Origin of the sequence: Thermococcus sibiricus MM 739, from assembly GCF_000022545.1 — an archaeon.
GTDB lineage: Archaea > Methanobacteriota_B > Thermococci > Thermococcales > Thermococcaceae > Thermococcus_A > Thermococcus_A sibiricus.
Genome location: NC_012883.1, coordinates 142,538 through 168,003 on the forward strand (window position 1 = coordinate 142,538; position 25,466 = coordinate 168,003).

Below are 25,466 nucleotides of genomic sequence, written 5' to 3' on the forward strand. Positions count from 1 at the left end.
AATATAAAAAAGAGCCTAAAGTCCCAAAATTTCTTTTGTCGCTTTTATTCCAAGGTCAAAGGCCTTCATGTTCATGTCTACGGCTTTAGGTGGGACGCTGATCTTTATGACTTCTCTAACATGTTCTGCATCAAGTGGGAACTCTGGAATTTGAGTTAAAGCCCCTATTAATACTGTGTTTGTTGTAACAACATGCCCTGCTTGTTCTGCAAGCTCTTCTGCGTTAAATCCAATCCATTTTGCCTTGAACTCCTCCTCAAAAACTTTTCTTATCTCCTCAAGGCTTGGATACTTTGCCATCCCCATTGAGACTTGCACTGGAACAATTGGTTTTGTGTTTACGACAACCATTCCGCCTTCCTTAAGATAATTCACGTATCTAAGTGCTTCTACAGGCTCAAAAGATAGCATAACATTGGCTTTTCCTTCAGGCACCATGGAACCATAAACGTCTTCACCAAAGCGCACATAGCTTATGACGCTTCCAAATCTTTGGCTCATCCCGTGAACTTCACCAAGTCTCACTTTATAGCCTGCATGGAGTGCAGCCCATCCAAGAATATTGGCAGCCGTTAATACTCCTTGGCCACCAACTCCTGTGATGACGATGTTGTACTCCTTCATTGTTCTCCCTCCTTCATAGGCTCAAAAGCCCCAAACGGACACACTTGGGCACAACCTCCACATCCCCAGCACATTGTTGGTTCAACTCTTGCTTGTTTCTTCTCTTCGTCCCAGTAAATTGCCGGACACCCATAGGCATTGATACATATTCTACAGCCAGTACACTTGTCTTCGTTTACGTAATAAATTGGCCATTTCTCGCCCCTTCTTCTCATTTGGCCGATCCTGTGTAAGGCACAAACTTGTCTTGAAACTATAACACTAACTCCTTCAACTTCAAGGGCCTTCTTCACAGTCTCATAAGTTGTTTTGATGTCATATGGGTCAACGACAGCAACAAAGTCAGCGCCCATAGCCTTTGCGACATCCTCAATTGGTATCCTTTTACCCATACCATGTGGAGTTTGTCCAGTGCTTGGGTTGGGCTGGTCACCGGTCATTGCCGTGACGAGGTTGTCAAGGACTACGATAAGTACATTGGAGCGGTTGTATATGGCGTTTGCTAACGCTGGTAGTCCCGTGTGATAGAACGTTGAGTCTCCAATAGTGGCCACTACTACCTGCTTTTCTGGGCCTTGTTGTTCTTCGCTTAAGCTTCCATTTTGTGCTATGCTTAACCCGTGACCTATTCCAATTGAAGCACCCATTGCAACTGTGGTATCAACAGTCTTAAGAGGAGGCAGGAGACCAAGGGTATAACATCCAATATCGCTTGGATAGATTGCTTTTGCTCTTGTTGCTTTCTTTATTGCGTAGAAGCTGTTTCTGTGTGGGCAAGCGGGACAGAGTGAGGGGGGTCTTGGTGGGAGCAATGGCTTGACCTTTTCATATTTTTTGTCGAGTTCTTCAAAGTTTATTGGTGTTTCAAGGCCAAGGAATTTTGCTATAGCTGTTACAGCTCTTCTAGTGGTCATTTCATAAATTCTCGGGACAAGCTCTTTGCCCTTTATCTCAATATTGAGCTTTTTATCAAAGCCCCATGTTTTCACTTGTTCTTCTACAACTGGTTCGAGTTCTTCGACTATTAATACTCTCTCTAGTCCTTCAAAGAACTTCTCAAGAAGGCCGTAAGGGACGGGGAATGGTGTTCCTAGTTTTAGAATCTTTACATCTTCAATTCCCAACCACGCTAAGGCCTCTTTTACATAGGCATAGTTCAATCCTGGGGTTATTATACCGATCTTAGCATCTTCTTTACCCTCTATCCAGTTGAATGGGCAGTTGTTCAATTCTTCCCTAATCTTCTCGATCTTTTCAAGAATTGCTGGGTGGAACTTTATTGCATTGGCAGGAACATCCACGAATCTGCTTGGGTCTTTGTTGAACTTACCGAACTTTCTCTTTCTTTCTTTTATCTCCTCTGGAAGTTCTCCTAAAACTACATCTCCCCTTGCGTGTGATGTCCTTGTGGTAGTTCTTAAAATCACGAAGTGTTTGAACTTTTCACTAAGTTCGAAAGCATATTTTGTCATTTCCTTTGCTTCATGAGGGCTGGTGGGTTCTAAAACTGGAACATTTGCGAATTTGGCATAGACCCTAGTGTCCTGCTCGTTTTGAGAGGACCACATACTTGGATCGTCAGCAACCATTATAACGAATCCGCCCTCAACGCCCATTCCAACGGCACTCATGAAAGTATCGGCAGCAACGTTTAATCCAACGTGCTTCATCGCTGTCATGGCTCTAAGGCCGCTCCATGCTGCGGCTAGGGCCGTTTCGAAGGCCACTTTTTCGTTTGTGGAGTACTCCATGTAAACACCTGCCTTTTTGCTTACAATTGCCATGGTGTCTGTAAGTTCGGAACTTGGAGTTCCAGGATAAGCAGCATAGACTGCTATGTTAGCTTCCAAGGCACCCCTGGCTATTGCTTGGTTTCCTAAAAGGAGAACTCTTTCTCCGGGTTTATCCCATAAGACTATATCACTAACCTTAGCCATTAATCACACCTCCAAATTTCTCTCTGCAAAGGCAGCTAAGGCATATGCTGCGGAAGCAACATCTTCTGGTCTTTCATATGCTGGAATACCCTCCTTTTCTAGGAGCTCTCTGGCTTTCTCACTAACGTATCCGGCCATAAAGAGTGCTAAAACAGGTTTTCTATTGTTGACTTCCTTTACAGCTCTTGCTATGCCTTCTGCATGTTCTGTGGGAGTCATTCCAGCAAAAGTTGGAACAACACAAATTGTCACAAGCATATCAACATTCTCATCCTCTAAAAGAAGTTTGGCTGTTTTATAATAATCTTCTCCTCTTGCACTTGCTATCATGTCAACGGGATTTTTAACAGCTGCCATTGGGGGTAAAAATTCCCTAAGCCTTTCCATTGTTTCTTCTTTCAAATCGGCCAGTTTAAGTCCACGTTTATCGAGCTGATCAGCAGTTAGGACTCCAGGGCCACCAGCGTTGGTCATTATTGCTACTTTCTTACCCTTTGGTAGAGGCTGAGTAAAGGCCCTTGCCATACTTAATAAATCATCTATGGTTTCAGCTACGAGAACTCCGCTCTGTCTGAATGCTGCATCGTAGATTGCATAACTTCCCGCAAGTGAACCAGTATGAGAAGAAGCTGCTCTTGCTCCACTTTCACTTTTTCCAGCTTTTAAGGCTATTATTGGCTTCTTTTTGCTAACTTTTTTGGCTATTTCCATGAATTTTTTTCCATTCTTTATTCCTTCAATATATAGGGCAATGGACTTGCTATTATTATCTTCGGCTAAATATTCCATCAAATCTGCGAAATCAACGTCGGCCATATTTCCAACGCTTATAAACTTTGAGAACCCGATATCTTCTTTAATAGTCTTGTAGACTATTCCAGCTCCTAAAGCACCACTCTGGGAAACAAAGGCCACACTTCCTTTTTTTGCATTCATGATAAATGTGGCGTTCATGTTGCTGTGAGTGTCCATTACACCAACACAGTTGGGCCCAATTATTCTTATTCCGTATTTTTGTGCTATCTCTACAAGTTCTCTTTCTTCTCTTTTGCCCTCTTCACCCATTTCTCCAAAACCGGCCGTAATTATGATGGCTCCTTTAACGCCTTTCTCACCGCAATCCATGAGTGCTTGCTTGACGAATCTCTTTGGAACAACTATAACTGCTAAATCAACATCTTCTGGAATGTTTTTGACATTCTTGTAAGCTTTGACTCCCTGAACAGTTTCTTCTTTTATATTGATGGGATATACTTTCCCTTCATAGTCTTTAAGGTTTTTGAAGACTTCATATCCCAGTTTTAGTGGATCATTTGATGCTCCTAGCACTGCTATGCTTTTTGGAGTGAAAAAGTAATCAAGCATTTTTACAATCACCGAGTTCCCTATCGGTGAAAGTCTATATAAGTTTTCCGAGAAAGTACAACTAGGCAATTTTGACCATAAAAAGGCAAAATCCGTCTTTGATGAGCATAAAAGAACATGAATGTAACTTATGTTTTTCTTTTTTGAATCTTCTAAATCTCAGCCCCTCCTTTGGTCTTCTTTATAGAGGAATAGGATAAGAGTTCGAAAGCCTCAGGTAACCCTCTTTTCTTCATCTCATCAGAGTGGCTAACGCTCGTCATCGGCTAAGTGTTTTAAAGAAAAGGAAGTTAAAAGGGTTTGGGATTTATTCAATCTTCTGCTTTTTCAAAGAGTTCGTGCTCTATGAGAGCAGTAATGTCATTGTGAATGTCCTCCACAGGGGCAAGAGCATTAATTATTCTTATTTCATTAAACTTTTCCGCAAGTTTTAGATAGTTTTTCCTGACTTTTTTCTGAAGTTCTACGATTTTATCGAATTCAGATCTGATACTTCTTCCATTTATTCTGTTTATACTTTCTTTAACAGGTAAATCTAGCAATATAACCAAATCAGCTCTTGGAGCAAATGCATTCAAATTAATAAGCCAGTTTAGGTCAAGACCTCTTGCCCATTGATACGCGAGGGATGAGTAAAAATATCTATCAGATATAACTACCTTTCCAGCTTTTATAGAAGGTTCTATAAGTTTTTTAACATGTTCTGCTCTATCTGCAGCAAAAAGCAGTGCCTCGGCCTCTTTACTTATCCTAGCACCGTCGATTATACCCTCCTTTCCACCTATTAAAACTAAACGTCTGATTAATTTTCCAAAAGCGGTATCAGTTGGTTCTTTTGTTAACACAACCTCATACCCTCTATTTTCAAACCATTTTGCAAGCATTTTGGCTTGGGTTGATTTTCCAGCTCCATCTATGCCTTCTAAGACAATAAATATTCCCATAGTCGTACCTCCAGAGGACTTCTATTTTTCAAAGAACTTTTTTCATATGGTCTAACAATTTCCACATACTTCCGAATTCTTTTTCTTCTCCATCTTTGTAGAACTCCACATGTCCGTCTGGTCGGAAACGAAGTCCAAAGGTGTAATTTCCCTTTTTAAGCTTTTGTAAATAAACTTCTTGTGGTTTGGGAGGCAAATAACTGGTCATCATATCGTTAAGGAGTTCTGCCTCAAATCTCAAATGTTCACTTAATCTGGGGAATAAAAGTACTGCTGGAGTGTTCATGCAATCAACCAAAGCTTTGCCTTCAATTTCGAAGTTGTAGTGCTTGAACATATCTTGAAGGAAATCATCTAGTGCATTTGGATAATAAATAGTGGCCCCTATGTCGTTAGGATGAGCTTCTATAAACTTCTTTGTTTTCAGTAACGCATTTATCTCATCGGGGTCAAATCCGCTAACTTCTACATTCACTCCATTGTAATAATAAACATATACAAGAGGAAGGCCTCGTTTGTGAGCGAAATCCTTGAGGACTATGAGGGGAATCAACCTTACATCCATTGTGGAGGATCCGGTACTCACGATCCCAACTACTAGAGCTCTCTTTCCATATCTCGAAATTGCTCTTCCATCCCTTCCTACTATTATAGTCCCTTGGGCAACTGTTCCGATGGCCCTTCCAAGCAGAGCAAGCTCCTCTGGGTTAAATTCTTCAGATCTATAGATTTCCATCACAACCACCTCAATCAGGAAGTATTATACTTTCTCTACCAATTCTCGACTCGGTCCAGATTTTTACATTGGCCCCAATCTTTGTGAAGTCTTCAATCACCGAATTATCACCGATAACACTCCCACTTTCAATAATAACACCTTTTCCAATATAAACATTCTCTCCTATAATCGCTTCATAAATTTCTGTCCCTTCTTCTATAGTTACATTTGAGAATATCACTGAACGTTCTATTTTAACATTTCTGCTTATTTCAACATTATCCCCTAAAACCGCAAACCCTCTTATCTGCGGCTTTCTTATTTGACACCTTATCCCACTGTAAAGGGAGCCTCCATATTCTAGGTTCCCTTTAAGGGAATCAGTTCTTATTTGAGGTAGCTTAAGCTTCCCGAGAAACACATCTGCTGTTGCTTGAAGGTAACTTGAAGGCCTCCCTACGTCATTCCAGTATTCTTCAAAGGGGAACCCGTAAAGAGGGAGATTTTCCTCTAACATTTTTGGAAATAAGTTAAGGGAGAAATCAAAATTCTGTCCTCTAGGAACTAGGTCAAAGACCTCCGGCTCAAAAATGTAAACACCTGCATTCACTAGATTGCTAAAAGCTTCTTCAAGTCTGGGCTTTTCTTTGAACTTTAATATTCTGTTATTTGAATCTACAATTGCAATCCCATATTGGCTTGGATCTTCAACCCGAGATAAAGCTATAGTGGCTAGAGCTTTCTTTCTTTTATGGTAATCATAGAGTGTCTTGATATCAAGGTTTGTGAGTACGTCGCTTGAAGCCACAATGAAAGTATCATTTATTCTGTCCGCTACTTTTTTTGTAGCGCCGGCTGTTCCAAGTTTTATATTTTCTCCATTTGAATATTTTATTTCTACTCCAAAATCGCTTCCATCACCGAAATAATTTATGATCCTCTCTTTGAGGTACCCTACGAGGATAAATATTTCTTCTACACCGGCATTTACTAGTTCTCTTACCACATATTCCATCATGGGTTTATTGAAGAATGGGATCATTGGTTTGGGACGATAAACTGTTAAGGGAAGCAATCGTGTCCCTTTTCCGCCCGCTAAGATCACTGCATGCATATTTTTTGCACCATAAAAATTAGGAGGTCTCTGTTAATATAATTTTTGGTGATGTCTGGCGAGTATTGTAGAAACCTTTTTAATTTCTAAATGTAAAAGTTTTACGGTGGTGTAAATGACTCCAGAGGATTATCTAAAGAAAAGACTGGATCCGGAACAATTTGAAAAAATTAAAGGGATTGATAACCCAGAACTTAATGAATTCTTGGCAAAGTACATTGAACTTCTGAATCCTGCAAGAGTCTTTATTTGTACCGATTCAAAAGAAGATGAGAATTACATAAGAAGAAGGGCAATTGAGTATGGTGAGGAAAAATCTCTTGCAATGGAAGGTCATACCATCCATTATGATGGTTACTACGATCAGGCAAGAGATAAGGCAAGAACTAAAATATTAGTGCCTAAAGGTGTTGAAATACCTTTTATTAATACCATGGACAGAGAAAAAGGCCTTAAAGAGATACATGAGATTATGAAAGATATAGCTAAAGGGAAGGAGCTCTTTGTATGCTTCTTTGTGCTCGGCCCTAAAAATTCCGTTTTCACCATACCAGCAGTTCAGCTTACTGATTCTGCTTATGTTGCTCATAGTGAATTTATACTTTATAGAAAGGGATACGAAGAATTTAAACGCTTAGGTAGAGAGGCAAAGTTCTTAAAGTTCGTACATTCGGCAGGAGAACTCGATGAGAGGAAGACCAGCAAGAACATAGATAAGAGGAGAGTATACATTGATTTAGAAGGTGAAACCGTTTACTCTGCAAATACTCAGTATGGTGGAAACACTATAGGATTGAAGAAGCTTGCATTTAGACTAACTATAAAAAGAGCCGTTGAAGAAGGCTGGCTAAGTGAACACATGTTCTTAATGCGTATAAATGGGCCAAATGGAAGAAAGACATACTTCACTGGAGCGTACCCATCAATGTGTGGTAAGACCTCAACTGCCATGATTTCTTGGGAAAATATTGTGGGGGATGATCTAACATTCATAGTCGACATGAAAGGAGAAGCAAGAGGTGCAAACGTCGAGAAGGGCGTTTTTGGAATAATTCAAGGAGTTAATCAGGAAGATGACCCAATAATTTGGGAAGTTCTTCACTCACCGAACGAGATAATTTTCTCTAATGTACTCGTTAAAGATGGAAAACCTTACTGGAATGAGATGGGTATACCAATACCTGATGAGGGAGAAAACCACAGTGGCAAGTGGTGGAGAGGTAAAAAAGATTCAGAAGGCAATGAAATTTCACCAAGTCACAAAAATGCTCGTTTTACAGTTAGTTTAGATGCATTCCCAAACACTGACTTGGAAGCATTGGAGACCCCTTGTGGTGTTAGAGTAGGTGGCATGATTTTTGGAGGTAGAGATGCGGATACTTGGCCTCCAGTAAGGGAAGCCTTTGATTGGGCTCATGGTGTTATAACAATGGGTGCAGCTTTGGAAAGTGAAACTACAGCAGCTACTCTTGGAAAAGAGGGAGTCAGAGCATTTAATCCAATGGCAATCCTTGATTTCCTAAGTGTTCATATCGGGAAGTACTTAAAGAATTATCTTGAATTTGAGAAAAAGCTTAGAATAAAGCCTAAGATATTTGCAGTCAACTATTTCCTAAGAGAAAAAGATGGAAAATGGCTCAATCACAAGCTTGATAAATCTGTGTGGCTCAAGTGGATGGAACTGAGGGTTCATGGGGATGTGGATGCAATAAAAACTCCGGTTGGATATATTCCCAAATATGAAGATCTAAAGAGACTCTTTAAGGAAGTCCTTAACAAAGATTACAGCAGAGAAGATTATGAGAAGCAGTTTGTCATTAGGGTTCCGGAATTTTTAGCTAAGATAGAGAGGATTGAAAAGATTTACAGAGATGTTGGTAATATCCCTGAAGAGCTCTTTAAAGTTCTAGAAGAGGAAAGACATAGGTTAATTGAGGCTAAAGAAAAATATGGTGATTATATATCTCCTTTCAAGTTTTTATAATCCTTTTATCTTTTATTCCTTCATTTTCATTAGTTTTTTCTTGAGTTAGAGTTACCAAAACCTTTTTATAGGATTTTTTGAGAGTTATAATAAGAGAAAAGCAGCAGGAGGAACAAAAAGATGGAGAGTGAGATAAGTGGCAGTAGTTCGAGTAGGTTCGTCAGGGGGAATAGGAGGATTGTTAAGAGAAATTATCCTAGCTTCGTTTCCAGCATTATTCTTATGCTTACTCCTTGACTTTTTTGCTGGAGCGTTTCTTGGAAAATTCTTTGAGAAGATAATGGTTGAATATCCAATAATTCTTGTTATTCTCCCTGGCCTCATGGGGCTTAGAGGAAATATATATGGATCTTTAGCTTCCCGTTTTACAACTATGCTCCATTTAGGTGAAATGAATCCAGCTCTGAAGGACAAAAACGTTGTTAAGAATATTTTCATTTCTATACTTCTCTCATTACTTCCTGTTACTATACTTTGGCTTGTAGGCGTGATTAAAATTAGAGAAGTTGGAACTGCAGTTGCTGTCTTTTTGATAGTAATAACCTCCACTCTATTTACGAGTCTTTTGTTAGGATATTCAACTGCTTTAGCTACTATAATCCCGTTTAAAAAAGGTATAGACCCGGATGCAGTAGCTGCACCTATAGTGACTTCTATAGCTGATTTGATTACTATCCCACTTTTGGTTGGTTTCATGTTCCTATATGAGGGCAACCCTAAGACTTTTTACCTCCTTCTGGTTCTTGGTGTAATTCTCTCATTAATAGTGAGCAAGGGGTCTAAAATTGGAAAACGGGAGAGGAAGATCTTCGTTGAAGTATTAAGCATTGTGGGAGCATTGGCATTTATTTCAAGCATATCTGGAACACTTTTGGAGAGTTATAGTGAGATAATTCACGCTTCAATAATTTTCAGTGTTATGTATCCAGCGATACTTGATAGTACTGGAAATCTGGGGTCAGTAATAGGAGCAAAAACATCTACTAGGATACACCTCGGGGAAATAGAGAAACTTTTTAACAAAACAACGGCAATTGAAATTTCCCTTTATACTATTTTAGCTGCCATATTGGGAATATTAGCAAATTTGATTGCAATTGGCGTTGTTAAACTTACACTCAATACGCAGATTGGATTGGTAAAACCGTTCTTGCTACTCTATCCCCTTCTGACATTCGGGGTTATGTGGATGGCGTATTTTTTAGCAATAACCTTTGATAGGTTAGGTTTAGATCCTGATAATGCCACCGTTCCCACGATAACAACTTTGGCCGATATATTTTCAACACTCTTCACGGTAGTTGTTGCTCATCTGATTGTTTAAGAAAACCTTAAAAGAAAACAATGAATGAGATAAAAGTGGGAGGATAGGTAGATGGAGGAATTTGAGGAATTTGAATATCAACCTAAAAGCGTTAAAGAAATCTTCATAGAGATGAAAAACATTGTCGAACTCATGGTTGACCTTGCTTATACATCAATTCTCTTCGGAGATAAAGAGATAGCCGAAGAAGTGCTGGATCTCGAGGAAAGAATGGATCTCTTGAATTATCATTTAATGACTCATGCAGTTTTGGCAGCAAGAAACCCAAAAGAGGCCGAACAGATAACTTCCGTATTACAAATGGCCAATTCTATAGAAGACATATCGAATGCTGCTGGTGATTTGGCCAAAATGGTTTTAGAAGGTATTGCACTTCACCCCGTTATTACAGAAGCAATAATGGAAAGTGAGGAGGTTATAGCTAAAATAACAGTTACACAAGAGTCAATTCTAGTGGGGAAGACTCTGGGAGACTTAAAATTGGCAAGCAATACAGGTGTCTGGATAATCGCTGTTAGAAGGGGTAAGAGGTGGATATTCGCTCCGGATAAGGACTTTAAGATAAAACCTGGTGATGTACTTATTGGTAGGGGTACTCAAACATCTGTGGGACATCTTAAGGAAATTGCTAGAGGTATTATCAGGGTGATTGGCGATGAAAGAGCTTGAGGAGATTAAAGACTGCTTGATAGAAATGAAAAACCTCTCTTCCCTTATGGTAGACCTTGCATTTTCTTCAGTTATGTATGATAGTGAGGATATAGCTGATGAAGTTTATATTCTTGAGGAGAAGATGGATGAACTCACGCTTAAAGTTAAAAAACTGGCTTTAAGGGCTGCTAAATATGAAGAAGATCCCGAGAAGTTGTTAAGCATAATTGAGATGGCCAATATCAATGAGCAGATATCTGATTCTGCATATGAGATTTCAGATTTAGTTCTTAGGGATGTGGAACCTCATCCGGTGATAAGAAAGATAATGCATGATGTTGATGAGGAAATTGGCAGGGTTAAAGTTAACAAAGGCTCAATACTCATTGGAAATCCCTTAAAACAGCTTAAACTCCCTACAAAAGTTGGTATTAGGCTAATAGCAATAAAAAGAGGGTCTCGTTATATTTACAACCCTTCAAAAGACGAAATTATTGAAGAAGGGGATATACTCATAGCAGTTGGTTCTGGTATTGATCGTTTGAGAGAACTTTCCAATGAAAAGGGTGAAGAAGGCGAGTTTATAGAGGAGGAATAATTATAAATCTCTTCGCTTATTTCTTTTGGAAAGAAAAATGGAGGGATTGACATGAAAGTTGAAGGATTCGTTGCAAGTTTAAAGAATGCTGAGACAATTGAGGAACTTTTTCATATACTTGAGAATAAGGGTGCTCCGGTTATAGAATTTGATGGACAAAAAACCCTTGTAGTGGTGGAAGGTGACTTTGAGGGCATTCCTTTTTGGACTGAAATAAATGGTAAAAAAGCAAACTTTGCGCTTGGAGATGCTATGTTAAACTCTGCGAGTGTTCCCTTTAAGTGTAAGAAGCCTTACACTGGTGGCAATGCTATATTCGTAGACTTTGGAAACATAGAAACTGGAGAGTTTTTAGTTGCTTATAAAGCGGAGGGTATTCTGAAGGCATTTTATATAAAAAATGGGGCCTCAGAGAAGGTAAGCGAGGAGAGATATGCTGAGTTAATTGATAAAATGCCTGAATTTAAGGTTAAAGGATTTTCTGAAGAGCAGATGGACATGATGGGTGCCTTCTTTGGTTAATCCCATGGCATCTCTGTTTTAATTTTCCATATTCCTAGGAGCTTTCTAGATCCCCAAGTTGCTTGGATTTCAAAGGCTGCGATCATATCTTCGTAGATATCTATCAAATTAAATGAATTTCCAAAGGGATTTCTGTGGAGCTCCCAACTTATTGAACCAGCATTTACTATTGGTGTTTGTTCTATCTTCATTCCTAGACTATTTCCACCATGGCCTGTTAGAACTAAATTTGCTTTTTCATCGGTCAATATCTTCAAAACGTTTCCTCCGTCCTCTAAAAATCCTATTTCCCGGCTTTTGGGTATTGGGGTTATATTGTGATGCATAATTATAACTCTGAAGGTATCCTCGTATTTTTTCAAGTGCTCTCTAAGGATTTTTTGACCTATTCTTCCTACCACCCCTATTGGGGTTTCGTATTGGGCCGATATAATTGGTATGAAAGTGAAGTTCTCATTTTCTATAATTTCAGGTTCTCCAAAATATTCTCTAAACAGCTCGTAGCCCAAGTAAGTTATGTCATTATGTCCTGGAACAATAATTTTCTTACCCTTTATCTTTTCCCAAAGAGCATAGGCCTTTTTATAATATCTCTCAATCCCAACTTCCACTATATCCCCGCAGTGAACTACTAGATCTGGTTTATATCTCTCGTTGATAGCTTTTATGGCGTTTTTTAGCACCTTTTCTCTAAAGTATATCCTATCCGAGACATTACTTTCACTAATTTGGATAATCCTAAACAGCCTCTTCTTTCTGGGAATAAAAATCCTTTGTTTCTTAACTGTGAAGTCCCTTTTATGAATATCCTCTGTCACTCGTTTGATTGTCACTGATATTTTTCCATTGTCTTTAATTTTGATCATGTTATAACTGTTTACATCTCCTTTTCTTGTTTTTCGACATGAGGTGCATCCAGAGTTTGCTACTACAAGACCTTCCACACTGTAGATGTTAGGGACATGCTTGTGGCCACACAAATAAAGATTAACCTCATGTTTGAGGAGCAACTCCAATACATCGCCTGCATTAAAAAGGACGTTTCTTTCTCTTCCAGTGTCAGGTAAAGGCACTAAATGGTGATGTGAGGCGACGATCTTAAATTTCTTGTGGGAATATTCTTCGAGCTTCTCTTTGAGCCAGCGAAATTTGTATCCACCTATTCTTCCGTCATTCAAATCAGGGATTGTTGAATCTGTCCAGATTATCACTAGGTCTTTCCACTCATATATACCATTTAATGGTCCGATATACTTTTGAAAGAGTTCATATCCAACATTTCTGGCATCGTGGTTACCAGGAAGCACAATAAGAGGTTTTTGTATCTTTTTCAGTTCATAACTCGCTCTTTCATATTCTTCTCTTAACCCATCATTTGTAACGTCTCCTGTGTGGATAACTAAGTTGTAATCTAGAGTGTTTATCTCATTGGCTATTAGGTCGTAGGCATATCCTTTGTAAGCTTCTCCGCTTGTTATATGGGTGTCACTTATATGAGCTATCTTTATCATGATGATCACTCTGCCGAAATGGCTGTTTCAAGTTTTCTTCTGCTAGCTTCAAGGAGATCACTTAGAGTGAAGATTCCTACAACTTTTCCTTCCTCTTCAATGAGCATGTGCTTTATCCTTTTTGCTGCCATTATTTCTAAAACTTTTTTTAAAGGAACATTCGCATTCACAGTAATTAATTCCTTTGACATGATCTCCGCTACAGGAGTATTGTAAGCTAAGCCGGGAACAATCACCCTCCTTATAATGTCACTTTTTGTGAAGAAGCCCACAACATTGCCATTATCAACAACTACAAGAGAGCCGATGTCAAATTCCACCATAACTCTGCAGGCCTCTTGAATGGTGTCATCTGGTTTAACAGCAATGAGTTTCTTTGTCATGTAAACTTTAATTGGAGCATTTTCATCCATTGGGACCACCATAAAATGACTTCTAAATATTAATACTTTGTTAAAAGATAAAAGAGTTTTTGTTATTCTATTTTCAATTTAATCCCCCTTTCTTTAAGCCTTTTAGATATGTCTTCCATTAAATGGGCCATTATGTTATTTATGGATCTCTCAAGCTCAATGTTTTCTATTATCGGAATTTCATATTCTCTTGCTTTTTTGATTAAATACTCTTGAATGTGAATGATCTCTTCAATATTTTTTATGTAATACTCTGCTGGTCGAAGGCTATAATGGGCTCGTTCATAAAATCTCGCTTCAAGGGCATCTGGGCTCTTTAAACTGATCAAATACATAAAACTCCTATCATTGAGTGATACATAACCAGGGACGAGATGAATGCCCTCGATTATTGTATTAAATCCCTCTTTGTATGAACGTTCTATGACTGCATTGATTCCAACGCTAGTGTACCTCACCTGGGTTTCAAAACCATATATAAGAGGATCCACGTTTCTTGGTAAGTTTTTAAGTTCTTTCCAGGCTAAAAATGAGGAAGTATGTATTGATGGTAAAAGCTCTTTGTTTATCATTTTTCTCATGACCTCTCTAATGGTGTCTGTGCCAATAACTGTTCTTATTCCAAGTCTAAAGGCTAGTTCTGTAGCTAGGGTAGATTTTCCAACTCCTGTTGCTCCACCTATGAGTATTATCATTGGATATTTTAGTCTTCTAAGTTCATGCCAAAAGAGGTATTTTCTGGCAGCGTCTTTTAAACCGTGTCCTATGAGTTTTTCATACGTTATCTTTCTAATTTCCTCTTTTGTTATCAATTTTATCTTTTTTCTTTGAAGGTCTTTTACTATTTCAGTTGCTATAGAATAAGCTATACCCACATCAACCCCTGTGGTGGTTATAGATCTAGTTAGGATTCCTCTAGAGAAAGGTATTCTTGTATTTTTTTCAGGATCAATTACAATTATCATTTTCTCTCCCCCTTAAGTTCCCACCCAATTTCTAACACAGCTTCTCTCAAATTCTTGTTATCTATATTTACCGGTTCGTTGTCAATGTATATAACTTCTTTTCCATACTTTAGGGCTTCTTTTGTGGCAACATCTACGGCGGCGGCTTTCAACTCAACAAGAACTGTATCATAATACTTAAATCGACTTAAATCCTCAATTAACTTGGGGCGATTGGCAAGGTTGGCACTTTTGCCGACGATCTCCACATCATAACGATTTTCTAAGTGTCTAGCTGCTTTTTCTAACCCTTCTGGAGGGGCAGTCATTACAAGAATTGCCTTTTTACCTTTTATCTCACTTAAGGGCCTTGGTTTAAATGCAGTCAAGTGGATCTCCGCATCTGGATTTATACTCTCTATAATCTTTTGAATTTTTTCAATCTTTTCTTTGCTTACCATATCCGCGAGAGTTATAACAATTAAATCTGCAAGGCCAATTCTGAATGGCCCAAAATAGCTTTTTATAAACTCAATCCTTTGCGTGGCTCCCACCACAGTTATGTATTTATCTGCTTTAACAGCTGGAAACGTGGCTCCACTTCCCTCTAATATCACAATATCCCCTTCAAGCTTTTCTGCAAGTTTTATTCCTTTATTAACTATATCAAAGAAGCTAAATCCGACCATTCCGCCTCCACATCTTCTGCAACCTATAGTGATAACTCTTGAAGTTAGGGCATCTTCAAAATGGTCTGAGGCGGCGTGTTTGCCTGATTCTGCTACCCTAACTAGGAAATCGGGGGTGATCTCCAGTTTATTTCCTTCAATTATTTCTGGTTCTTCTGGGCCTCCTCGTCCCATTGTTACTATTATTGGCTTTGAGATCTCTTTTAGTGTTCTCGCAACGAATCCACTTATAGCTGTTTTTCCAACTCTCTTTCCTGTTCCAAGTATTGTAAGGCTTGGCTTGTTAATTTGGACCATTTCTTTTGGAGAAAACTCAAAATCAGCTCCTTTGTATTTTATACCATGTTTTAATAGTACTGCAGCTATTCTAAAGCGGTCTTCATAATTCAGCACCGGCTCATCACTCAGATCGATAACTTCCCCAATCTTATTTTCGTTAATGGCTTTTTTAATATTCGAAATATAGCTCTCGCCATAATACAATTTAACACCTATCTTTTCTTCTAGGGATTTCATATCCCCTATCTTTTCTGTGCCGCCTAGGAAAACTGCACATGAGACATCTCCAATCTTTTTTATGGCCCACGCAGTTACATCGGGATAGTGCTCTCCATCTATAAGCACCATTCTCATTCTCTCACCTTTAGAAGTTTAGGAATTCAAGTATAAAAATCCTTCTGGAGTAAATAATTTGACTTAACTTTAATATGGTTATTTACTCAAAATGTTTAAATATTCAAAGTTGACTATTTTTGTGGTGGTGTTATGAAGACTGTGTCTTTAATCATCTTAGGGGTTCTCTTTCTTGGGCTGATTGCAAGTGGTTGTATTGGGGGAGAAGTCAAAGATAAGCAAGACTCTTCTACAGCAGAAGGGGAACTTATAAGAGCAACTTTGAAAATTTTTCACGCTGGTTCTCTGAGCGAACCCTTAAACGATGTTAGTGAGGCTTTTAAAGAATACTCCAAGAGGAGTCTTGGTTATGATTTAGAGATTCAAGCAGAGGCAAGCGGGAGTGTGATGGCAGTTAGAAAAGTCACCGACTTGGGGAAAAAAGCTGATATAGTGGCTGTGGCCGATTATACTCTAATTCCCCAGCTGTTGCTGCCTAACTTCACAGATTTCTATGTCCTCTTTGCAACTAATGAAATTGTAATTGCCTTTACAGATAAGAGCAAATATGCTGATGAGATAACTTCTGAAAATTGGTATGAAATTTTAGCAAGAGAAGACGTTTCTTTTGGCTTCAGTGATCCGAATCAGGACCCCTGTGGCTACCGCAGCATTATGGTAATGAAACTTGCTGATCTTTATTATGGAAAACCCATCTTCAAAACTCTTGTAGAGAAGAACACGAATATCTACGCTGAAGGAAGCAACATAATCGCCCCGAAAGATATTCAAATTAAAACCGATAAAGTTGTTATAAGGCCAAAGGAAACGGATTTGACAGGTTTAGTAGAGAGCGGTAGTTTAGATTATTATTTCATTTACAAAAGCGTTGCAATGCAGCACAACCTGAGATTCATTGCACTGCCAAGAGAGATTAACCTAAAGGAATTTAGTTTAGCGGAGCATTATGAGCGGATTTCAATAACATTAGGCTCGACTGGAAATACTATTAAAGCAGAACCAATTGTTTATGGAATCACAGTGTTGAAAGATACTTCTGGTAGGGAACTTGCTCTCCAGTACCTTCGCTTCATGTTGAGTGAAAAAGGTAAGGAGATTTTTGAGAAGAACTATCACGATTTTATATGGCCACCTGTGGGGTTTGGAAACGTTCCAGAAGAAATTAAGGATGAGGTGAAAGTTGAAGGCTAAACTTTTTATCTCTCTTTTCAGAGGTGAATATATGAAGCGTGACTATGTAACGGGGTTCTTTGCTTTGATAGGCACTTTCATGATTTTGTATATTCTCTTGCCCTTAGTTGTTATTGTAAGTAAGCAGCTTTTTGACTGGGAAATGTTGATGAGAACCTTAAAAGATGAACTTGTTTTAATTGCTCTTAGAAACTCCCTTCTAACTTCAACAGCTACAATGTTAATTTCCCTGTTTTTTGGAGTACCTTTAGGTTATATTCTTGCAAGAAAAGAGTTTAAGGGTAAAAGCTTTGTTCAAGCCGTTGTTGATGTTCCGATTGTGATTCCTCATTCCGTCGTTGGTATTATGCTCCTTGTAACTTTCTCAAACAAGATTTTGGATAGTTATCTAGGGATAATTATGGCAATGCTTTTTGTTTCTGCACCCTTCACAATTAACGCTGCTAGGGATGGATTTTTAGCAGTGGATGAGAAACTTGAGCACGTCGCGAGAACTTTGGGAGCCAGTAAGCTCAGAGCATTTTTTACGATTTCTCTTCCTATGGCTATGTCTTCAATTTTAAGCGGTGCAATAATGACATGGGCAAGGGCAATAAGTGAAGTCGGTGCGATTCTTATCATATCATATTACCCAAAAACAGCTCAAATTCTGGTTATGGAGTACTTTAACAATTATGGGTTAAGGGCATCAAGGCCAATTTCAGTTATTCTCGTGCTGCTGAGCCTGAGCATATTTGTTATCTTAAGGTGGCTTGTGGGGAGGTCAAGAAATGCTTAGGGTTGAGAACATTAGCAAAAACTGGGGGGAATTTAAGCTCCACGATATTACCTTTGAAGTGAAAAACAGAGAGTATTTGATAATTTTAGGCCCAAGTGGTGCTGGAAAGACACTTCTACTTGAGCTCATTGCTGGAATTTTTGTTCCGGATTCTGGAAGAATTTTCATGAATGGCAATGATATAACATTTTTGCCGCCTGAAAAGAGAAAATTAGCTTATATCCCTCAGAACTATGCTCTCTTTCCGCACATGAAAGTCTACGATAATATAGCTTACGGATTAAAGCTGAAAAAAATTCCAAAGAATGAAATTGACAAAAAAGTTAAGGAAATTGGAGAAATCCTTGGAATTTCTCACCTCCTGCACAGAAAACCAAAAACATTGAGTGGTGGGGAGGCTCAAAGAGTTGCCATTGCAAGGGCCTTGGTTTTGGAGCCGAAACTTCTTCTTCTTGATGAACCATTTGCAAACCTGGATATTCAAACTAGATCTAAGCTTATTCAAGAAATGAAATACTGGCATAAGGAGCTAAATTTTACGGCTCTTCACGTGACCCATTCCTTTGAGGAGGCAGTAAGCTTGGGAGATAGAGTAGGGGTTATGTTGAATGGAAAATTAATTCAAACTGGAGAAGTTAGAGAAGTATTTGGAAGGCCGAAAAATGAAGAAGTGGCAAAATTCCTCGGCTTTGAGAATATAATTGAGGGAATTGGAGAGGGGAGAGTTTTGAAGACTAATGGCATTTTAATTGAACTTCCCATAGAGGTCAAAGGAAAAGTTAGAATTGGTATAAGGCCGGAAGACATCATAATATCAAGTGAACCTATAAAAAGTTCTGCAAGAAATGAATTCAAAGCTAAAGTTCTGGCGGTTGAGGATCTGGGATCCTTAGTAAGACTGACTCTTGATATTGGAGGAATCGAGCTCAGGGCATTTATAACCCGCTCATCCCTTCTTGAGATGGAAATTAAGGAGGATAAAGAGGTTTATCTAAGCTTTAAAGCAACGGCGATTCATGTCTTCTAATGGATACAAGCATACTTAGGTGCATTTATTTGTCTTTTAGGAATATTTTCTTTATATATAGCAAGTCTTTTATATGCTATGAATTTCTTTCACAATTGGTGGGAACATGAAGAGGTTAACATTGGCTGAAGCAAGTGCAATGCTCATAGGAACTCAAATTGGAGCGGGTGTTTTGGGATTGCCGTATGCATTGAGGGGAGCAGGTTTCTTGGAGTTTTTGTGGTTATTGAATCTGGGGTTGATGACACTTTTAACTGCTCTCTTTGTCCTTGAAGTTGCTTCCAAGAACCTAGGAAAGAGCCTTTCAAAGCTCACCGAGGAACATTTGGGAAAGATGGGTGGAGTTGTGATGTTCTTGAGCATTTCTGCTTTAGCCTATGGGGCTCTTATAGCGTATATAGCTGGAAGTGCTGATATTATATCATCCTTAGTTGGCATTAGGCCCGAGATTGCGGCCATTGTCTTTTGGAGTTTAATGAGCCTGATAGTTTTTATGGGACTTAAGGTTTCTGGAGAGGCAGAACTAACTCTTACGGGGGTCCTCCTTTTAGCCCTTGTACTTTCAATAAGTCTTGTTTTAGGTAAGATTAATGAGAAGAATTTAACCCATCGGGTGAGAAGTCCCCTTCCGAAAGGGCAGGGTAGTTCACTCTTCTCTGTGGTTTTTCTGTTAATATTTAATTTTGTATCGATAAATAATTTGGTTCGAAAATAGAATCAAAATTTTTAAAGTTCGCCTATGTAAGATAGATGAGGAGTCATGATAAGGTTTGCTACCAGGGAATACAGCGATGATGAAATTTATGCTATACTGGATGAACCTATTAGAGAATGGTTTAAACGGAAATTTGGAACATTTACACCCCCCCAGAGATATGCAGTTGTTGAGATTCACAAGGGGGAGAATGTTCTTATATCTTCACCAACGGGTAGTGGGAAAACTTTATCCGCTTTTCTCGCCGCCATAAATGAGCTTGTTCTTCTGGGAAAAGAAGGTAAGCTTGAAGACAAGATTTACGTTCTCTATGTATCTCCACTTAGGGCCTTGAACAATGATATAAGGAGGAACCTTGATGAGCCGTTGAGTGAGATAAGACAAATTTATAAGGAACTGGGCTATGAGCTTCCAGAAATAAGGGTTGCAGTGAGGACAAGTGACACATCAAGCTATAAAAAGCAGAAAATGGTAAAAAAGCCACCTCATATTTTGATAACAACTCCCGAAAGCTTGGCTATAGCTCTAAATGCTCCCAAGTTCAGTCAGAGGTTAAAAACAGTCAAATATGTTATCGTTGATGAGGTCCACGCTTTAGCTGAGAACAAGAGAGGGACTCATTTGGCTCTGAGTTTAGAACGGCTCCAAAATCTGGCTGGTGATTTTGTTAGAATTGGCTTAAGCGCAACGATACACCCTCTAGAAGAAGTTGCTAAATTTGTTTTTGGCTTTAATGATGATGGTACTCCTCGTTCCGGTTTAGTTGTAGATGTTAGCTTTGCAAAGCAGACTGAAATCAAAGTTGAGAGCGTGGTGGAAGACTTAATCTATGCCCCAGCTAATGAGCTGAGTGGGGCTCTATATAAACGCTTGGATGAACTTATAGAGCAGCATAGAACAACGTTAATATTTACAAACACGAGGAGCGGGGCTGAAAGGGTTGCATATCACCTTAAGAAAAAGTATCCTAAATATGCGGAATTAATTGAAACTCACCATTCGAGCCTTTCTAGGGACGTTAGGCTTGAAGTAGAGGAGAAATTGAAGAGAGGAGAGTTGAAATCAGTGATCAGCTCAACCAGTTTGGAGCTCGGGATTGACATAGGCACAATAGATTTGGTTGTCCTCATTGGCTCACCAAAGAGTGTTAATAGAGCACTTCAAAGAATCGGAAGGGCAGGTCATAGGTTGCATGAGGTAAGTAGGGGGATAATCCTCGTTTTGGATAGGGATGATTTGGTGGAATGTGCTGTTTTAGCACATAATGCAAGAAGTAGGAGGCTTGACAGGATTAAAATTCCCCAAAATCCACTGGATGTCCTTGTGCAACATGTGCTTGGGATAGCTCTGGAAAGGGTGTGGGATATAAATGAAGCATACAACCTTGTTAGAAGGGCATATCCATATCGTAATTTAAGCTTTGATGACTTTGTGAGTGTTTTACGTTACTTGGCTGGCGAATATGCAGGTTTGGAAGAGAAGAAAGTCTATGCAAAGGTCTGGTTTGATGAAGAAGAAGGGAAATTTGGTAGAAGGGGCAAAATGACACGGGCCATCTACTATATGAACACCGGGACAATCCCAGATGAGGCAAAAATCGAAGTTTTTACCCTTGATAAGCATTTTATTGGAACTGTTGAAGAAGAATTTGCAGAAAGATTAATGCCGGGGGATATTTTTGTTCTGTCTGGCAGAACCTACGAATTTAAAAAATCAAGAGCGAATAGAGTTTATGTTCAGCCAAAGGAAGGAGCAAAGCCAACAATTCCAGCATGGTTTTCTGAAATGCTGCCCTTAAGTTTTGACCTAGCTTTGGACGTGCAGCGTTTTAGAAGAGAGGTTAAGGCCCTTCTAAGCAGTAAAAGAGCAAAGTCGCTTCTCATAAGAAAGTACAAAATTGATGAAAAGGCCGCAAGGGCCATTTTGGGGTATTTTAGAGAACAGGAGAGGTATTCAACTATCCCAGATGACGAACTTCTTCTTGTTGAGGGGATCTTTGATGAAAGGAGAGTTAAATACTTCTTCCACACACTGATAGGGAGAAGGGCCAATGAAGCTTTGAGCAGGGCCTTTGCCTACATCATCAGCAAAAAGAAGAAAACGAATGTTGGAATAGCAATAAGTGATAACGGGTTCATGCTTATCCTTCCTAAGGAAAAGATCTTAAACGAGGAAGAAATTAGGGAGCTATTTCAGATTGAGAATGTGAGGGAAACCTTAAAGAGAGCATTGGACAATACAGAGCTTTTAAAGAGACGTTTCAGGCATGTAGCAAACAGAGGTTTGCTTATTCTTAGAAGATATATGGGGAGAAAGAAGAGCTTAAGCAGACAGCAGTTAAATGCACAAACTCTCTTGAGGCTTTTGAAGAAAAACTACCCAGATTTTCCACTTTTGAAAGAAGTTTACAGGGAGATAATGGAGGATAAGATGGATATAGAGAATGCAGAACTCTTCTTGAGCTGGGTTAAGGAAGGAAAGATAAAAGTGGTGGTAGAGCATAATGAATTGCCCTCGCCTTTTGCCTTTAATCTTGAAGTGATTGGAGCTAGTGATGTTGTGCTGATGGAGGACAGAAGGGAGCTTATCAAACAGCTGCACAGCAAAATCATGAAGCTAATAGGGGAAAAGGTTTAAATACAATGTTGAGAAGTAATAAAGGGAAGTAAGGTGAGTAAAAAGGTACGGATTTTGCTGAACATTCTGTTTATCTTTCTAATATTCTGGACATTGAACTACTGGGAGGAAACTTCCAAAAGAGATCCTCTGCTAGATAGAATATACAGACTTGATCTCGGCCTTGAATGGGATGTAGATGGAATAGGGTTTCAAAATGACACCCTCGTTGTTAAGGTGACGTATCAGGGAATATCAAAAACCCCGAAAATGGGAGCTTGCTTTTTATAAGGGATGGAAAGATAGTCAGAAACGTAACGTTACTACCTTATGGTGGTTTTGGGACATTTGATATCTCAAAAGATGTTATAGCCCTTGGGATCTATAATATTAAGTGGCTTGATGAGTCTACTTTTACTTTCTCTCCGTTTTATCTTATAGTATACTCTCCCACGGGTTCTGAGCTCTGGAGAAAGGAGTTCAATGTAACTTCTCTAAGTACAGCCGGCGATTTAATTGTGGCAAGAAGCTATGTAAGGAATGGTAGCGTCGTTAAGGTTTTTGACATAGGTGGAAATGAGCTTTGGGGATTGGATTTTGGCGAAAAAGTCGCTACAAACGGAAAAACTGTTGCTGTTGCTGAGAAAAGCAAAATCTATATCTTCTCCAGAGACGGAAATATCATAAGAACCATTGAACCGTGGAAAGGTGCTGTTGGTTCTGTAGAGCTTACGGATGATGAAAAACTCGTTGTAACTTTTTATTCGAAAGAAGCTTCTTACTTGAGAGTTTATAGTGAAAATGGAAGCTTACTCTGGACGAAGAATTTCTCTCGCATAATGGATTTTGCGATCTCTCAAAATTATATCCTAGTGTATGATGGCGCACTGCATATACTCGATTGGTCGGGAAAAGTGCTCTGAGATAACACTCGCTACTATCCTCGATATCCAGAAGTGGGAATTGTATTGGGTAGAATCGCGATTTCTGAGGACGAAAAGCTTATAGCCTACGGGAGTTCTGGAGTGAGCTTAGCAATAAATCCCCTCTTTGATCATGACAAAGACGGCATTATAGACGAAGATGATCCTATTCCCTTTAACAATGGTCTTTTCTATAGAGTTCTGCTGACAATTGCCGTGGGTATTGCTGCAATATGGGTAAACAAAAGAGAACAGCAAAGGAATAGGGAAGAAGCGAGAAAAAAGTATGAAGAGATTAAAAACGCCTTAGACTCTAAACTTTAACCTCCAGCGTCTTAACAACAAAAGAAAGCATATCTGCTAATTCTCTAATCCGGGTTTCAGGTGAAGCTCCCATGTGGCCGCTTTTTGTTTCCACCCTTAGGTAAACCGGTGCACCCATATCTCTGAGCCTCTTTGCGAACTTAAGTGCATGGCCCGGATGAACTCTATCGTCATGTAAACCTGTGTAAATCAGTGTTGGCGGGTATTTTTTGGTTGGATCGATGTTATGGTATGGAGAATATTTGAGCAAGAACTCCCTATCCCTTGGGTCATCTGGATTACCGTATTCTGGTACCCAAACGCTGCCAATGTAAAGCTTGTGGAAGCGCAGCATGTCTATGACGGGGTAGCCTATTAAAGCAGCATCCATTACATCAGGTCTTTGAACTAAGACAGTTGAAACTAAAAGCCCTCCGTTGCTCCTTCCCCATGCCGCGACTTTGTAATCCTCTTCTTTAAGCTTTTCAAGAACCGCTATGAAATCATCAAACACGTTCTGCTTATTTTCTCTCATTCCGGCTTTGTGCCATTCTTCGCCGTATTCACTTCCTCCTCTAAGGTTTGCCATTGCAAAGGTTCCACCCATTTCTATGAATGGGATTACATGCGGGAAGAATCTGGGTTTTAGAGAAATATTGAAGCCACCATATCCGAAGACCCACGCTTTCTTTTCTTCCTTTTCTCCTCTCACAATGAAGTAGTGGATTTTCGTTCCGTCTTTTGAGGTTGCGAAGTCTTCATTGACTGTAAAATGCCATTCAATTTTGACCTCGTCAATGAGTTCTAGATTGTCATCGAACTTATATAATCTGTAAGGGATCGTGAAGCTTTCATATCTTAGAATTGCCGTTTTTCCATTGTTGTCAAGGGGGTAAACCTGGCCCGGCATGTCGAATTTTATCTCTTCAATAAGTTCTCCGTCTAGGGTAAATACCTTTAACAATGAAGATGCATGAACTAAATAGGCAGCTAGGATCTTGTCTTTTACTATTATGACCCATTCTAATGGGAATTCTCCTTCCGGGATAATCTCTCTAGTCTCCCCATTTTCAAGAGCAATAACTTTTCCAAGCCCTCTGCCTTCTCTTGTATATATATAGAGTTTTTCGTTTACATACTCGATTGGATGGGCTGGAACTTCGCTTGAATATACTTTTTTCCATTTTTCAGGCTCTGAGAGTGGGCCAAAGTATATATCGTTTTTATTCCACCCGAAGGAGAGGGTAACCAATGCATGTTTTTTATCTTTGGTTTTTTGAATTGACATGAAATACCCTGAACCAAGGCCTTCTCCAAAAACCATTTTTTCTTCTTTGCCCTTTTTGAGGAAAATTCTCTCTGCAGGGGCATCAATGCCATCAGGAGTTTTTTCTTTTCTGTAAAAACGGGCGAAGTAGTAGCCATCTTCGAGGAAAGTTATATTCCAAAGTGAGGGCTTTATTTCTTCAACTATTTTTCCGTTCTCAAAATCAATTATCCTTGTTATTCCTTCATCAGAACCGCCTATTGAAAAGTTGTAAGCCAACCTCTTTCCGTCTTCATCTACAGTAAAACTTTGGAGAAGAATTTCATCTTTAAGCTCTTTTTCTAGGGTTTCTGAAGTAATTATAACTTCATTTGTTTCAAGCACCTTTATAATCTGCTTGCCACCTTCATTGACCTTTACAAATGTGCCCTTCTTTGTTATGCGCGCCTCTACAATGTTTGGGAGATAGTAGTATTTTTTGACTTTATCAATTAATCTGTCTGGAAGTTCTCCGATGAATTCTCTGAAACGAGTGTTCTCTTCATTGACAAATTTTAGCACTCTTTCATCAGTTAGATTTTCCATCCAGATGTAGGGGTCTTCCATAAGAATCACCATTAAGATAATGGACTTAACGTTAATAAGGGTGTCGCTCATTTGCTTTAACATTATATT

24 protein-coding genes are annotated in these 25,466 nt (G+C 39.1%); 13 read left to right on the top strand and 11 right to left on the bottom strand.

Annotation, left to right across the window (positions count from 1 at the left end; genetic code table 11):
- Positions 1–15 precede the first annotated feature (15 nt).
- The 6 genes from TSIB_RS00715 to TSIB_RS00740 form a co-directional block, all read right to left on the bottom strand.
- Positions 16–624 carry an indolepyruvate oxidoreductase subunit beta gene (locus TSIB_RS00715; RefSeq protein ID WP_012766174.1) on the bottom strand — a complete coding sequence of 203 codons (609 nt, stop codon included), beginning with the start codon at positions 622–624 and terminating at the stop codon, positions 16–18.
- Positions 621–2,561, bottom strand: a complete 1,941-nt coding sequence (gene iorA, locus TSIB_RS00720; RefSeq protein WP_012766175.1) for an indolepyruvate ferredoxin oxidoreductase subunit alpha — start codon at positions 2,559–2,561, stop codon at positions 621–623. The genes TSIB_RS00715 and iorA overlap by 4 nt, the downstream gene beginning before the upstream one ends.
- 3 nt (positions 2,562–2,564) lie before the next feature.
- Positions 2,565–3,926: an acetate--CoA ligase alpha subunit gene (gene acs, locus TSIB_RS00725; protein ID WP_048160126.1), complete on the bottom strand. Its 1,362-nt coding sequence runs from the start codon at positions 3,924–3,926 to the stop codon at positions 2,565–2,567.
- A 311-nt stretch (positions 3,927–4,237) separates the two neighbouring features.
- The gene (tmk, locus tag TSIB_RS00730; protein WP_012766177.1) at positions 4,238–4,870 is read right to left on the bottom strand and encodes a dTMP kinase; all 633 of its coding nucleotides are present in this window, start codon (positions 4,868–4,870) and stop codon (positions 4,238–4,240) included.
- Between the two features lie 28 nt (positions 4,871–4,898).
- On the bottom strand, positions 4,899–5,606 hold the full coding sequence (locus TSIB_RS00735) for a phosphohexomutase domain-containing protein (protein WP_048160127.1): 708 nt from the start codon (positions 5,604–5,606) through the stop codon (positions 4,899–4,901).
- A gap of 10 nt (positions 5,607–5,616) precedes the next feature.
- On the bottom strand, positions 5,617–6,702 hold the full coding sequence (locus tag TSIB_RS00740) for a sugar phosphate nucleotidyltransferase (RefSeq protein ID WP_012766179.1): 1,086 nt from the start codon (positions 6,700–6,702) through the stop codon (positions 5,617–5,619).
- 115 nt (positions 6,703–6,817) lie between these two features.
- Between TSIB_RS00740 and TSIB_RS00745 the strand changes: the two genes are divergently transcribed.
- The 5 genes from TSIB_RS00745 (at position 6,818) to TSIB_RS00765 (ending at position 11,781) form a co-directional block, all read left to right on the top strand.
- Positions 6,818–8,686, top strand: coding sequence for a phosphoenolpyruvate carboxykinase (GTP) (locus tag TSIB_RS00745; RefSeq protein ID WP_012766180.1), 1,869 nt, complete (start codon positions 6,818–6,820; stop codon positions 8,684–8,686).
- Between the two features lie 136 nt (positions 8,687–8,822).
- Entirely contained in the window at positions 8,823–10,010 is a 1,188-nt protein-coding gene (locus TSIB_RS00750) for a magnesium transporter (protein WP_081432771.1), read from the top strand.
- 51 nt (positions 10,011–10,061) lie between these two features.
- Entirely contained in the window at positions 10,062–10,679 is a 618-nt protein-coding gene (locus TSIB_RS00755; RefSeq protein ID WP_012766183.1) for a potassium channel family protein, read from the top strand.
- Positions 10,666–11,259: a potassium channel family protein gene (locus TSIB_RS00760; RefSeq protein WP_012766184.1), complete on the top strand. Its 594-nt coding sequence runs from the start codon at positions 10,666–10,668 to the stop codon at positions 11,257–11,259. Before TSIB_RS00755 ends, TSIB_RS00760 begins: the two co-directional genes overlap by 14 nt.
- A 51-nt stretch (positions 11,260–11,310) precedes the next feature.
- Entirely contained in the window at positions 11,311–11,781 is a 471-nt protein-coding gene (locus tag TSIB_RS00765; RefSeq protein WP_012766185.1) for a hypothetical protein, read from the top strand.
- On the opposite strand, the gene TSIB_RS00770 is transcribed toward TSIB_RS00765, so the two are convergent.
- From TSIB_RS00770 to TSIB_RS00785, 4 genes are all read right to left on the bottom strand, one after another.
- Positions 11,778–13,292, bottom strand: coding sequence for a metallophosphoesterase family protein (locus tag TSIB_RS00770; protein WP_012766186.1), 1,515 nt, complete (start codon positions 13,290–13,292; stop codon positions 11,778–11,780). The genes TSIB_RS00765 and TSIB_RS00770 overlap by 4 nt on opposite strands.
- 5 nt (positions 13,293–13,297) lie before the next feature.
- Positions 13,298–13,705 carry a CBS domain-containing protein gene (locus TSIB_RS00775; protein ID WP_048160128.1) on the bottom strand — a complete coding sequence of 136 codons (408 nt, stop codon included), beginning with the start codon at positions 13,703–13,705 and terminating at the stop codon, positions 13,298–13,300.
- 62 nt (positions 13,706–13,767) lie between these two features.
- Positions 13,768–14,670, bottom strand: coding sequence for a 2-phosphoglycerate kinase (locus tag TSIB_RS00780; protein WP_012766188.1), 903 nt, complete (start codon positions 14,668–14,670; stop codon positions 13,768–13,770).
- A complete protein-coding gene (locus TSIB_RS00785; RefSeq protein ID WP_012766189.1) occupies positions 14,667–15,971 on the bottom strand; it encodes a 2,3-phosphoglycerate synthetase in 1,305 nt (434 codons plus the stop codon). Before TSIB_RS00785 ends, TSIB_RS00780 begins: the two co-directional genes overlap by 4 nt.
- 132 nt (positions 15,972–16,103) lie before the next feature.
- Between TSIB_RS00785 and wtpA the strand changes: the two genes are divergently transcribed.
- The 8 genes from wtpA (at position 16,104) to TSIB_RS10525 (ending at position 23,545) form a co-directional block, all read left to right on the top strand.
- A complete protein-coding gene (wtpA, locus tag TSIB_RS00790; protein WP_012766190.1) occupies positions 16,104–17,162 on the top strand; it encodes a tungstate ABC transporter substrate-binding protein WtpA in 1,059 nt (352 codons plus the stop codon).
- Between the two features lie 31 nt (positions 17,163–17,193).
- Positions 17,194–17,940 (top strand): tungstate ABC transporter permease WtpB, encoded by a 747-nt coding sequence (gene wtpB / locus TSIB_RS00795; RefSeq protein ID WP_012766191.1) that lies wholly within the window; start codon positions 17,194–17,196, stop codon positions 17,938–17,940.
- A complete protein-coding gene (wtpC, locus tag TSIB_RS00800; protein WP_012766192.1) occupies positions 17,933–18,967 on the top strand; it encodes a tungstate ABC transporter ATP-binding protein WtpC in 1,035 nt (344 codons plus the stop codon). Before wtpB ends, wtpC begins: the two co-directional genes overlap by 8 nt.
- A 106-nt stretch (positions 18,968–19,073) precedes the next feature.
- Positions 19,074–19,682 (top strand): aromatic amino acid transport family protein, encoded by a 609-nt coding sequence (locus TSIB_RS00805; protein WP_012766193.1) that lies wholly within the window; start codon positions 19,074–19,076, stop codon positions 19,680–19,682.
- Between the two features lie 45 nt (positions 19,683–19,727).
- Entirely contained in the window at positions 19,728–22,319 is a 2,592-nt protein-coding gene (locus TSIB_RS00810) for an ATP-dependent helicase (protein ID WP_012766194.1), read from the top strand.
- A gap of 33 nt (positions 22,320–22,352) precedes the next feature.
- On the top strand, positions 22,353–22,589 hold the full coding sequence (locus TSIB_RS10515) for a hypothetical protein (RefSeq protein WP_228359815.1): 237 nt from the start codon (positions 22,353–22,355) through the stop codon (positions 22,587–22,589).
- Positions 22,577–23,221: an outer membrane protein assembly factor BamB family protein gene (locus TSIB_RS10520; RefSeq protein ID WP_012766196.1), complete on the top strand. Its 645-nt coding sequence runs from the start codon at positions 22,577–22,579 to the stop codon at positions 23,219–23,221. The genes TSIB_RS10515 and TSIB_RS10520 overlap by 13 nt, the downstream gene beginning before the upstream one ends.
- Before the next feature lie 45 nt (positions 23,222–23,266).
- Positions 23,267–23,545: a hypothetical protein gene (locus TSIB_RS10525; protein WP_228359816.1), complete on the top strand. Its 279-nt coding sequence runs from the start codon at positions 23,267–23,269 to the stop codon at positions 23,543–23,545.
- Here the strand turns inward: TSIB_RS10525 and TSIB_RS00820 are convergent.
- A complete protein-coding gene (locus tag TSIB_RS00820; protein ID WP_048160129.1) occupies positions 23,535–25,397 on the bottom strand; it encodes a prolyl oligopeptidase family serine peptidase in 1,863 nt (620 codons plus the stop codon). The two genes, TSIB_RS10525 and TSIB_RS00820, sit on opposite strands and share 11 nt — an antisense overlap.
- Positions 25,398–25,466 lie beyond the last annotated feature (69 nt).